The organism is Streptomyces corynorhini, from assembly GCF_003346515.1.
GTDB classification, from domain to species: Bacteria; Actinomycetota; Actinomycetes; order Streptomycetales; family Streptomycetaceae; genus Streptomyces; species Streptomyces corynorhini.
In genome coordinates this window covers 1-12,051 of sequence record NZ_QQNA01000031.1, presented here as the reverse complement: position 1 = coordinate 12,051, position 12,051 = coordinate 1, and the positions used below count along the sequence as shown (strand labels likewise).

7 protein-coding genes and 1 pseudogene are annotated in these 12,051 nt (G+C 70.7%); 3 read left to right on the top strand and 5 right to left on the bottom strand.

The window, feature by feature from the left end:
- Positions 1 to 29: 29 nt before the first annotated feature.
- Positions 30 to 2,081, top strand: a complete 2,052-nt coding sequence (locus DVH02_RS05410; RefSeq protein WP_114622526.1) for a beta-galactosidase — start codon at positions 30 to 32, stop codon at positions 2,079 to 2,081.
- A 106-nt stretch (positions 2,082 to 2,187) separates the two neighbouring features.
- On the top strand, positions 2,188 to 4,224 hold the full coding sequence (locus DVH02_RS05405) for an RICIN domain-containing protein (RefSeq protein WP_114622525.1): 2,037 nt from the start codon (positions 2,188 to 2,190) through the stop codon (positions 4,222 to 4,224).
- Between the two features lie 83 nt (positions 4,225 to 4,307).
- On the opposite strand, the gene DVH02_RS05400 is transcribed toward DVH02_RS05405, so the two are convergent.
- From DVH02_RS05400 to DVH02_RS05380, 5 genes are all read right to left on the bottom strand, one after another.
- On the bottom strand, positions 4,308 to 6,890 hold the full coding sequence (locus DVH02_RS05400; protein WP_114622524.1) for a CBM35 domain-containing protein: 2,583 nt from the start codon (positions 6,888 to 6,890) through the stop codon (positions 4,308 to 4,310).
- Positions 6,891 to 6,905: 15 nt separating this feature from the next.
- Positions 6,906 to 7,721, bottom strand: coding sequence for a carbohydrate ABC transporter permease (locus DVH02_RS05395; protein ID WP_407697592.1), 816 nt, complete (start codon positions 7,719 to 7,721; stop codon positions 6,906 to 6,908).
- 71 nt (positions 7,722 to 7,792) lie between these two features.
- Positions 7,793 to 8,716, bottom strand: a complete 924-nt coding sequence (locus DVH02_RS05390) for a carbohydrate ABC transporter permease (RefSeq protein ID WP_114622523.1) — start codon at positions 8,714 to 8,716, stop codon at positions 7,793 to 7,795.
- 120 nt (positions 8,717 to 8,836) lie between these two features.
- A complete protein-coding gene (locus DVH02_RS05385; protein ID WP_114622522.1) occupies positions 8,837 to 10,159 on the bottom strand; it encodes an ABC transporter substrate-binding protein in 1,323 nt (440 codons plus the stop codon).
- A gap of 46 nt (positions 10,160 to 10,205) precedes the next feature.
- Entirely contained in the window at positions 10,206 to 11,264 is a 1,059-nt protein-coding gene (locus tag DVH02_RS05380; protein ID WP_114622521.1) for a LacI family DNA-binding transcriptional regulator, read from the bottom strand.
- 102 nt (positions 11,265 to 11,366) lie between these two features.
- Here DVH02_RS05380 and DVH02_RS05375 point away from each other — a divergent pair.
- Positions 11,367 to 12,051, top strand: a pseudogene (locus tag DVH02_RS05375) (glycoside hydrolase family 36 N-terminal domain-containing protein); the annotation flags it as partial.

Below are 12,051 nucleotides of genomic sequence, written 5' to 3'. Positions count from 1 at the left end.
ACCGGCTCGATTCTCATCCGAGGAGCAAGATGACCCGCGTCCCGTCGCCCCGCTGGCTGCGCCGGCCCCACGACGACCGCACACCGCGGTTCGCGTACGGCGCCGACTACAACCCGGAGCAGTGGCCGCGCGAGGTGTGGCCCGAGGACATCCGGCTGATGCGCGAAGCCGGTGTGAACATCGTGTCCCTCGCCATCTTCTCCTGGGCCCGGATCCAGCCCGCCCCCGACACCTGGGAGTTCGGCTGGCTGGACGAGATCATGGATCTGCTGCACGAGGGCGGCATCGCGGTGGATCTGGCGACCGCGACCGCCTCCCCGCCGCCGTGGCTGACCACGCTGCACCCGGAGATCCTGCCGGTCACCGCCGCCGGCGAGACGGTGTGGCCCGGCGCCCGCCAGCACTGGCGGCCCACCTCGCCGGTCTTCCGCAGCTACGCGCTCAAGCTCGCGCGGAAGATGGCCGAGCGGTACGGGGACCACCCCGCGCTCACCGCCTGGCACATCTCCAACGAGCTGGGCTGCCACAACATCTACGACTACTCCGACGACGCCGCGCACGCCTTCCGCGGCTGGCTGACCGACCGCTACGGCTCGATCGAGGCTCTCAACCACGCCTGGGGAACGGCCTTCTGGGCCCAGCGCTACACGGAGTGGGACCAGATCCTGCCGCCCCGGCTGGCCGCCTCGCACCCCAACCCGACCCAGCAGCTCGACTTCAAGCGGTTCTCCTCGGACGCCCTGAAGGACTATCTGCGGGCCGAGCGCGACCTGCTGTACCGGCTGACCCCCGACACCCCGGTGACCACCAACTTCATGGTGATGGGCGAGACGAAGGGGATGCACTACGCCGACTGGGCCCGGGAGGTGGACTTCGTCTCCAACGACCACTACACCCTGCCAGGACCGCAGCGGCTCGACGAGCTGTCGTTCTCCGCGAACCTGACCGGTTCGATCGCCGGCGGACACCCCTGGTTCCTGATGGAGCACTCCACCAGCGCCGTGAACTGGCAGCCCGTCAACGTGGCCAAGCGACCTGACGAGTTGGCGCGGGACTCGCTGCTGCACGTGGCGCACGGCGCGGACGCCGTCTGCTTCTTCCAGTGGCGGCAGTCGGCGGCGGGCGCCGAGAAGTACCACTCGGCGATGGTGCCGCACGCCGGTCCCGACAGCGAGGTGTTCCGCTCGGTGGCCGCGCTCGGCGCTCTGCTGGGCGAGCTGTCCGAGGTCGTGGGCTCCCACGGGCGGCCCGCCCGCGCGGCCGTCCTCTTCGACTGGGAGTCGTGGTGGGCCAGCGAGCAGGACTCCCACCCGACCTCCCTGCTGCGCTACCGCCAGGAGGCGCTGGACTGGTACTCGGCCTTCCTCGACCTGGGGGTACGGGCCGATGTCGTCCACCGGGGCGCGTCGCTGGACGGCTACGACCTGGTGGTGGCGCCGGTACTGCACGTGGTGCCGCGCGATCTCGCCAAGGAGCTGACCGGCTACGTCGAGGGCGGGGGCCATCTGGTCACCACGTACTTCTCCGGTGTGGTGGACGAGAACGACCACGCCTGGCTGGGCGGCTACCCGGGCGCGCTGCGGGAGCTGCTCGGCATCCGGATCGAGGAGTTCGGGCCGCTGCTCGACGGGCAGCACGTCACCCTCGACGACGGCTCCACGGGCACGCTGTGGACCGACCGGATCACCGTGACGGACGACGCCGTCGAGGTACTCGCCTCGTACCGTACGGGCGACCAGTCGGGGCGGCCCGCGATCACCCGCCGCGCGGTGGGCGGCGGCTCCGCCGCGTACGTCTCCACCCGGCTCGGTGCCGAGGGGCTGCGAGGGGTGCTCGCGCCGCTGCTCGCGCGGGCCGGGGTGGCCGGTGAACTGCCCGAGGCCGCGCGCGGCCGGGTGGAGCTGGTGGTCAGGGGCGACGGCGACACCGCGTACTGGTTCCTCGTCAACCGCACCGACGAGCCGGTCGAACTGGCCCGGCTCAGCGGCACGTTGCTCGCCGGGACGGCGGGCAGCACACGACACGGCGCGGAAGGGCCGCTCGTGCTCGGGCCGCGCGGGGTGGCGGTGGTACGCCGCTGAGGTCCGCGCCGGCCCCGGCGCGGGAGGGCACCGGGAGGGGGGTCTTCACCAGGCACGTCTGCGGTTCTGTCCCGATGACGCGACACGGACAAGGGAATTCCTCACGATGAAGAGACCACGTACCTTCCGGTATCCGGCGGCGGCCCTGGCCGTCGCCCTCGCGACCGGCGGTGTGCTGGCCGGCGGTCCACAGGCCGGGGCCGCCGCCCCGGCCGCCACCACCACCGTCACCGTACGGCCCGACCCCTCCTACCAGGGGCAGGAGTTCGAGGGCTGGGGCACCAGCCTCGTCTGGTTCGCCCATGCGACCGGCGGCTATCCGGCGGAGATCCGCGAGAGGCTGGCGAAGCTGGTCTTCGGCGACGACGGGCTCGCCCTCAACATCGCCCGCTACAACATTGGCGGCGGCAACGCGCCCGACGTCAAGGACTATCTGCGGGCGGGCGGCGCGGTCGAGGGCTGGTGGCGGGCGCCCGAGGGGACCACGCGTGACGACCGCGACTGGTGGTCGGCGGGCAACCCCGCCCACTGGAACGCGAACGCCGATGCCACTCAGCGCTGGTGGGTGAACCGGATCAAGAAGGACGTCACGCACTGGGAGGCGTTCTCCAACTCGCCGCCCTGGTTCATGACCGAGAGCGGCTATGTCTCGGGCAACTTCCAGGCCGGGCAGGACCAGTTGCGTCCCGACAAGGTGGCCGACTTCGCCGCCTATCTGACCGGCGCGGTGGAGCGGCTGGAGAAGGCGAGCCGGATCAAGGTCGACACCGTCGACCCGTTCAACGAGCCCAACACGTCCTACTGGGGCACCACGCTCGGCCCGGACGGCGAGCCGGTGGGGGGCAGGCAGGAGGGCGCCCATGTCGGCCCCGAGCGCCAGCAGCAGGTCATCAGGGCGCTGGCCGAGAAGCTCGGCAAGTCGAAGACCGACGCGGTGATCTCCGCGATGGACGAGACGAACCCGACGACGTTCGCCCGCAACTGGGAGTCCTACCCGCGGGACGTACGGGATCTGGTCGCCCAGCTCAACGTCCACACCTACGGCACCGGCGGCCGGACCACCGCGCGCGACATCGCCAAGGGCGCCGACAAGCCGCTGTGGATGAGCGAGGTCGACGGCGACTGGGGCGACGGCCAGGACTTCACCAGCATGAGGCCGGGGCTGGGTCTGGCCCGGCACATCGTGGACGATCTGCGCGAACTGGAGCCCACCGCCTGGCTGTTCTGGCAGCCGGTGGAGGACTACGACAACATGCGGCCGGGCGGCGAGTCCGCGAAGGGCGGCAACTGGGGCTCGATCCAGGTGCCGTTCAGCTGCACGGCGAAGGACACCCTGAAGACCTGCCCGGTGCTGACCAACACCAAGTTCGACACCGCGCGGAACTTCACCCACTTCATCCGCCCCGGCGACCGGCTGGTCCGGGTGGACGACACCGCGAGCGCGGCGGCGGTGTCCGCCTCCGGGCGCGAGGCCACCGTCGTCCACGTCAACGACACCGACAGCGCCCATGAGATCGCTCTCGACCTGTCCGGCTTCGCCGAGGTGGCCAAGGGCGCGAAGGTCACCCCCGTCGTCACGGACGCCTCGGGCGCCCTGGTCAAGAAGCGCGCGGTCGCCGTGTCGAAGGGCCGCGCGAGCGTCACCGTACCGGCCGGTTCGGTGACCACCCTGCGGATCACGGGCGTGTCCGGGGTGGCCAAGGACACCGCGCCGATCCGGCCGGGGCACACCTACGGCCTGACCGGCGTGGGCAGCGGCAAGTCGCTCGGCGTCTCGGACGACGCGACCGGAGCCGTGATCCGCACCACCGACGCGGGCGACGCCGGCCAGCGGTGGCGGATCGAGAAGGTGACGAAGGGCGTCGGCGACCGGGAGCGCTACGTACTGCGCAACCCGGCGGACGGCAGCCGACTCGCGGTCGACGGCGGCACGGCGGTGCTGGAGAGGGACCAGGCGAAGCCGGGCCGCGGCGCCCAGTGGATCCTGTCCACCACGGGCGACGGCAGCTACACCTTCGTCAGCGCCGTGAGCGGCGAACTGCTGGAGGTCGCCGGGCAGTCGTCCGCGGAGGGCGCCCGGGTCTCGGTCTGGAAGCCCAACTCCGGTACGAATCAACGCTGGCAGGTCACCGGCCTGACGTAGCGCGTCCCTGGTGAGCGAGGACCGAGGACCGGCCAGGGAGCGGGCCGGTCCTCGGTGTGCCGGGCGGGGTGATCGGGGCCGGATCAGCCGCGTACCGGGGCCAGTTCGACGCGGTCGATGTTCGGTGCCCAGGCGGACGCGTTGGACAGGGTGAGGGTGTTGGCGCCCTGCTGGAGGGTGACCGGGACGCCGAGGGTCCAGAAGTCCTCCCAGCTCCAGGTGTTCTTGAAGGTCACCTTCCGGGTGTTGGCGCCGACCGTGACGTCGGCGGTGCGCGAGACGATGTCGGTGTTGTACGCGTGGCCGTTGTCGCGCCGGTCGTTCTGGCCGTACGTGAGGACGAGCAGGTACTTTCCGGCGCGCGGCGCGTCGACGGTGAAGGTGGCGGTGGAGGCGGCGCTGTTGCCCAGCCAGCCGATGTAGCTGCCCTCGGTGGCGTGGGCGCTGTCCACCAGCCGGGCACCGCCCGCCAGGCGGGCCTGGGCGCCGTCGTAGGCGAGGGTGCCGGTGGTGGAGCCGGTGCCGGACACGTCGAGCGAGCGCAGGGAGGCGCTGCCGGTGGCGGTGACGCGGTTGTTGCCCGCCACGAGGTACAGCCGCAGGGCCTGGCCGGGGGCGGCGGTCACCGTCTCCTCGTGCAGGGCGAGTTGTACGGCGGCGGAGGCGCGCGAGGTCACCGTGTAGTAGCCGTCGCGGGGTGCGTACACGTCGTAGACGGCCTTGGCGCCCGACCCGAGCACGAGCGCTCCGGTGCCGGTGCCGGAGGCGTCGGTGTAGTCGTAGGACACACTGCCGGAGATGTCGGCGAGGGTGGCCTCGTAGGAGGCGGCCGGGGTGGTGTTCGCGGTCAGGTCGATCCGGTCGAGGGTGACCTCACCGGTGCCCTTGGCCAGGGTGAGGGTGTGGGTGCCCGCGGTGAGGGCGACGGTGAGATCGGCCTTCGCCCGGTAGGTCCAGTTCTCGGTGGAGGGGTAGCGGACGCCGGTCGTGGCGCCGCCGTCCACGGAGAGCAGCTGGGTGGCGGGGGCGCCGGACTGGTTGCCGTACAGCACCGACAGGTCGTAGCCGCCCGTGGTGGGCACGGTGACGGTGAAGTCCACCTTGCTGCCGGAGGTGTTGAGCGAGCCGACGTCCTTGGTGCCCGAGGTGGCGTAGCCGTTGGCGTTGGAGACCGTGCCCTGGGTGTAGACCTGCCCGCCGGTGATGCGGGCGTCCTCGGCCTCGTAGGAGGCGGACCACGGGACGGTGGCGGCGGCGGGGGTGCCGGAGCCGGCCGGGGTGAGCACGATCCGGTAGGCGGACATCTGCTTCATGCCGGTGAGGGGGACGGTCACGGAGCCGTCGGCGGCGACGGTCAGCTTCGTACGGGACAGGACGCGCGGAGCGGCGTGCTGTCCCTCGTAGCCGGACCAGGCGGCCTCGGCCACGGTCGCGGTGACCGAGGTGCCGAAGACGGCCGGGTCGACGTGCTGGACGGCCACGTCAGCGTCACCGGCCGCACCGCCGAGCAGTACCTGCGCCTGCTTGCGGGTGGTGTCGAGGGAGGCCAGGCCCTGGAGTGTGTCGACGGTGTTGAGCGAGGGCGGGGTCACCTTGACGGTCCGGCCGGTCAGCCCGGCGTACCAGCGGAAGAACCACCAGCCGCCGTTGGGGATGTTGGTGCGCACGACGTTGCCGTCGAGGTTGCCTGCGGCGTCCCAGTACGCCTGGTCCGCGTACACCTTGTTGCGTTCGAACATCGAGACCCACTGCACCAGTTGGCCCGGTACGGAGAGGTCGCGGCGGTTGGCGTACTCGTTGATGTTGACCGTTCGGGGCGTGATCCCGACGCTCTTCTCGATGGCCCGGTAGGTGTCGAAGTGGCTCTGGAAGTCGCGCAGGGAGGAGGGGCTCAGCTCGTGCCAGGTGGTGACCTCCGGCAGGACGTTCTCCTTCTTCGCGAAGGTGAGGAAGTCGGTCAGCAGCCTTGTGTGGTACGAGGCTTCGTTGGGGCCGGCGATCCTGGCGTCCGGGTCGATGGCGCGGATGCGCTGGTAGACGGTCTTCCAGTCCTTGAGGAAGCGGTCCCGGTTGGTCTGGTACGTCGCCTGGTCGGAGACGCCCAGGTGGTACCAGATCTGGTCGGGCTCGTTGAACGGGACGTAGACGAAGTGTTCGCTGTTGGGCGCGTTCGCCACATCGCGGGCGATCTTGTCGACCTTGGTGAGGTAGTCGTCGATGCCGAGGTCCTCGTACGGCCACTGGGCGTAGATGTCCTGCATCATCACCAGGACGTCGCCGCCGCCGTTGCGGAAGAACGACTTCGAGACGGTGACGGCGTCGCCGTTGGGATGCTGGGCGCCGCCCTCGGCCTTCTGGGAGACGGTGGTGAGCTTGAGCGGGGCGAGCGCGGCGTCGCTCGGCACCCCGTCGTCGCTCAGTCCGTACAGCGCGCCGTTCGCACCGCGCAGCACCTCGCCCTCGGGCGCGGCGAGGTCGACGGTGACGCGCTGGGCGGCAGCGGCCCGGGTCCCGGCCGCGGCGGACGTCTGGTCGGCGTGTGCGGTGGGCAGGAATCCGGCGGTCAAGGCTGCTCCGAGCAGGGTCGCGCCGAGGATGGTCGACGCCCGGTGTCTGGTCCTTCCGGCGCCACGCGCCGGTCGGAAGGTGCGGGGGGATGTGCTCATTTGGACCTCCAGTTGCTACTTCACGGCTCCACTGGTGATTCCGGACACGATCTTGCGCTGGGCCACCAGGAACACGGCGACCATGGGCAGGCTCATCACCACGACGTACGCGAAGATGAGGTGCCAGTTGTTGAGGTACAGCTGGGCGCCGGCGACCTGGTAGAGATTGATCGGCAGGGTCGCCCCGTCTCCGCCGCCGAGGACGAAGAAGGCGTAGAAGATGTCGCTCCAGGCATAGAGCATCACCATGATCGTCGCGGTGGCGATCACCGGCCGCAGCAGCGGCAGGATGATCCGCAGGAAGATCCGCGTGGGCCCGGCGCCGTCGATGCGGGCCGCTTCCTCCAGCTCGGTGGGGATGGTTCTGATGAAGCCGGTCATGAAGAAGACCGAGGTGGACAGATACATCCCGGTGTAGACGGCGATCATGCCGGGCCGGGTGCCGGCCAGGCCGAGCTGGCGCAGCTCCATGACGATGGTGATCACGGCGGGCGGCAGCAGCAGCCCGCTGATGGTCAGGGCGTACGCGGCCGAGACGAGCTTCGAGGAGCGGCGGGCGAAGACCCAGGCCGCCCCGGCGCCGAGGATCAGGACCAGCGCCACCGAAGGCACCACGACGAGCAGGGAGTTGACGAAGCCGCGGAGCATCTCGCCCTGCCCGACGGCGTCCGCGTAGTTGTCGGCGGGCTGCCAGTGGCGCGGCGGATCGAGGTTGGGCCGTACCGCCTCGCCCTGCGGCTTGGCGGAGGTGACGAGCACCAGCCACAGGGGTACGCCGATGGCGAGCGCGGCGAGCAGGACGACCAGGGCCGGGCGTCCGTACCGCCACAGCCGCGGGCCGGCCGCGCCGGTTCCGCTGATTCCGGCGGTTCCGGGGCGTGGGAGTGTGCCGGGCGTGCTGGTCACAGTGTCTGTTCCCTTCGGCGCAGCCCGACGACGAGCGGGATCGCGATGACCACGACGATCAGGAAGAGGACCAGGCTCATCGCGGACGCCTGCGCGTACAGCCCCTGTCCGAAGATCCGGAACATGTAGATGTTGAAGACCTCGGTGGAGGCGGCCGGTCCGCCGCCCGTGGTGGCCTGCACGATGTCGAAGGTGTTCATCGAGCCGATGAGCGCGGTGGTGACATTGAAGGTGAGGGCGGGCGCGAGCATCGGCCAGCGCACGGACCGGAAGGTGCGCCAGGGCCCGGCGCCGTCGACTTTGGCGGCCTCCAGCATGTCGCCGGGGATGCCCTTGAGCCCGGCGAGATAGATCAGCATGGCCAGGCCCATCCACTTCCAGCCGTGGATGACGGAGACCAGGACGACGGTCCAGGTGGTGGAGCCCAGCCAGGGGATGTCCGTGCCGAGGGCGGCGTTGACCGCGCCGTCCTGGTCCAGGAGCGCCTGGAAGACGTAGCCGACGGCGAGCGCCGAGATGAGCACCGGCAGGAAGAAGACGGCGCGGAAGAAGCGGTTGAAGCGGGAGTCCTCTTCGAGGAGGAGCGCGAGTCCGAGGCCGAAGCCGTTCTGGAAGAGGGCGGCGAGCGCCGCGTACAGGAGGGTGGTCCTGATGGACCTCAGCAGGGAGCCGTCGTCGGCGATCGTCCGGAAGTTGTCGAGGCCGGTGAAGGCGACGTCCGGATGGTAGGAGGACCAATTGGTGAACGGGTAGTAGAAGTTGAGCAGGTTGGGCACCAGGAAGAAGGCCGCGAAGACCGCCACGGCCGGCAGTGCGAACCACCAGGGGTGGTGGACGGCGGCACGGGGCAGCCGTCCCGGCTTCTTCCCTCCGCGGGTGGGCGGCGCGGCCCCGCGGGTGCGTATGGCTGTGTCCGCCACGGCTGACATCCCTCGTACGGAAGCGTTCGGAGGCGTTCGGAGGCGTTCGGGAAACATGCGGGAGCGTGCGGGGCCAAGGTGGTCGGGGCGGGCGCCGCGGTGGTCGGGCAGGCGCCGCCGTCAGAAGCCGGGCGCGCCCTGAGCCTTGGCCACCTGCGCGAACTGGTCCTGGATCGCCTGCGCCACCTGCGCGGGGGTCTTCTTGTCGTAGATCATGTCGGCGAGATAGAGGTGGGTGTCGGGCGCGACGATGGCCTTGGCCTGGAAGACACCGTTCGCGGTGGGCAGCGCCTTGATCTGGTCGAGAGAGGTCTGCGGGAGCCCGTCGGGGCTGGGTACGGCGGGCTGGACGGACGGGATCTTCATCGCCTCGATGTAGTCCGCGTAGTCGGTGTCGAGCCAGAACGCGAGGAACTGGCGGGCGGCGTCCTGCCGCTTCTGGTCACCGGTCCTGAAGGCGACGACGCCGTTGGTCTGGTCCGGCGAGTACATGCCGGTGGCGTCGGAGTTCGAGACGGGGAACCAGCCGATCTTCTTGTCGATCTCCGCCGTGCTGTACTTCGCCTGCAACTGCGTCTGGAAGGAGGTGACGTTGAGGACCATGCCCGCCTCGCCCTTCCACAGCGCGTCGGCCGAGCCGGTGAAGGTGCCGGTGCGGTAGTTCTTCTGCGCGAGCCCGGCACCGAGGAGCTGGTCCTTGTAGGTGGTGACGGCCTTGACGACGACCGGGTCGGTCCACTTCTCCTCGTTCTTGTTGAGGCCCGCCCACCACCGCTGGTCGAGGTCGGTGAGCTGCACCTGCATCTGCCACTGCATGGGCCACTTGTCGCCGCCCGACTCGTAGAAGGCGGCGGCGTCCGTCGTGTCCTTGATCTTGTGGCCGAGCTTCAGCAACTCGTCGTAGCTCCGGGGGAATTGGGCCTCGGCGATGCCCGCCTTCCGGAAGACGTCCTTGTTGTAGTAGACGCCGAGCATGGCGGGGCTGGTGACGATCGCGGCGTACCGCTTGCCGTCCAGCACACCGAGGGACTTCTCCGTGTCACCGAGCTTGCTCACCCAGGGCTCGCTGTCCAGGGTGAGCAGATTCTGCCGGGGCTGGATGAACGGCAGTGTGGAGAGGGACGGCTGCCAGAACATCAGGTCCGGCTTGTCGCCCGAGGCGAGCTTGGTCGGGACGTTCTGCTCGTACAGATCGGGGATGGCCTGGGTGTCGACCTTCGCGCCGGTGGCCTTCTCGAAGGCGTCGATGACCTGCCGGGGCGCGTTGACCGTGTTCTGGGCGGTCCACATGGTCAGTTTCACACCGTCGAGCCTCGCCGTGGGATCGGCCTTCGCCGCGTTTCCGGACTCCGCGCCGTCGTCCGTCACCGTCGGATCGCTGCACGCGGTGGCGGTCAGCGCGGTGGCGCATATCAGCACCAGGACCGGTAGAACTCTCTTCATCGTGAGATCCGCCTCGCTGCGTAGAGGGTGGTGTGAGGAAGTGCGCCTACCGCCGGGCCGGGCGGGCCGACGGGGGGCCTGAGCTTTCCCTGACGATCAGTTCGGGTACGGACACGGGATGCGGGGCCACCCGCGCCGACTCCTCCACGACGTCGTGGAGCAGTCCGAAGGCGGCCCGCCCCAGGCCCGCGAAGTCCAGCCGTACGGTGGTGAGCGACGGGGTGAGGTACGCGGAGGACGGCGCGTCGTCGAAACCGGCCACGCTCACCTCGCCCGGGATGTCCCGGCCCGCCTCGCGCAACGCCCGGAGCACTCCGAGCGCGAGGTCGTCGTTGCCGCACAGGATCGCGGTGACGGCCGGATCCCCGGCCAGCCTCCGGCCCGCCGCGTGACCGCCGGCCGGGCCCCAGCCGCCCTGCAGGGGGCGCGGCTCGGGCGCCCCCGCCTCGCGCAGCGCGGCACGCCAGCCGGCGGTACGCGGGGCGGTGCGGCGGGTGCTGGACGGTATGGCCACGTAGTGCACGGTCTCGTGGCCGAGCGAGAGCAGATGCCGGGTGGCCTCCTCGGCCGCCACCCGGTCGTCGGTCCACACCCAGGGCCGGTCGCCGCCGGGCGGGCTCGCCGGGGTCTCGACCACCCCCACGACCGGCAGCCCGGCGGGGACGGCCCGCAGGGCGGCGACTCCGGCCGGGTCGTACGCGATCACCACGAGCCCGCCGCCGGTGTCCGCCGCGCGGCGCACGACCGCGCGCACGGCGCTCTCGTCGGCCGACTCCAGCACCGCGATGCCCAGGGAGTAGGCGGCGCGCCTGGCCTCCTCCTCGATGCCCTGGAGGATGGCCGCGTACCCGTAGTGCGTGGTGTTCGCGGTGAGTACGGTGACCGACCGGGACCGGCCGCTGGCCAGCGCGTGCGCGGTGGCGCTGCGCCGGAACCCCAGCTCCTCGATGGCGGCGAGGACCCGCTCGCGGGTCGACGGCTTCACGCTGGGATGGCCGTTGATCACGCGGGAGACGGTCTGGTACGACACCTCGGCCGCCGCGGCGACGTCCCTGATGCTGGGTGCCGTCCCCGACAGCTTCCTTGTGTGACCGGTCACATTCATGCCAGGATTGTGACCGGTCACACAGAGCGCGTCAAGAGACCGTAACGATGGATTCATGGGCCGGACGCAATCCGCTGGTAAGCGCGGCATCAGGAGGGCACGTTGACCGGACAGGCAGCGAACCACACCCCGGTGAGGTTCACTTGGGGCCATTCGGCACTCGAAACGGAGTTCGCCACCGACCCCGACGGCGTGCTCGGCATGGTCCGGCTGGCCCGTCCGGGCGACCCGGCGACCGACCCCGCGCACGCCGGTACCCCCCTTCCCCTGGTGGAGATATCCGCCCTCGGCCACGGCAGCGGCTGGTCGGGGCAGCGCTTCCTCGACGGTGCGCTCGGCTCCCGGCTGCGGCACCGCGCGCACCGCGGCGTCCGGGACGGCGACTGGCACCGGCTGACCGTCGAACTCCACGATGCGCTCACGGGGTTGACGGTCGAGGTACGCTACTCCTCCCCCGACGGCGTGTCCGTGCTGCGTGGTGAGGTGCTGCTGCGCAACGAGGGCGACCGGCCGCTGGTCGTGCAGTCCGTCAGCAGCCTGCTCGTCGGCGCCCTCCCCTCCCCCGACGTTCTCGACGTCCACCGGGCCCGCAACGACTGGCTGGCGGAGTGCCGTTGGTATGTGGAGCCGTTGCGCTCCACCGTCGCCCGCCTCAACCACGAGGCCCACGAGCACGACAGCCGGGCCGCCCTCTCCCTCGCCGGCCGCGGCAGCTGGCCCAGCGACGGGCACCTGCCGATGGGCGGACTCACCGAACGGACGGAGGACGGCGCGGATCCGCGCCGTC

Coding starts and splice junctions, on each gene's coding strand:
- DVH02_RS05410 (WP_114622526.1), top strand. CDS start 30: ATGACCCGCGTCCCGTCGCCCCGCTGGCTGCGCCGGCCCCACGACGAC.
- DVH02_RS05405 (WP_114622525.1), top strand. CDS start 2,188: ATGAAGAGACCACGTACCTTCCGGTATCCGGCGGCGGCCCTGGCCGTC.
- DVH02_RS05400 (WP_114622524.1), bottom strand. CDS start 6,890: ATGAGCACATCCCCCCGCACCTTCCGACCGGCGCGTGGCGCCGGAAGG.
- DVH02_RS05385 (WP_114622522.1), bottom strand. CDS start 10,159: ATGAAGAGAGTTCTACCGGTCCTGGTGCTGATATGCGCCACCGCGCTG.
- DVH02_RS05380 (WP_114622521.1), bottom strand. CDS start 11,264: ATGAATGTGACCGGTCACACAAGGAAGCTGTCGGGGACGGCACCCAGC.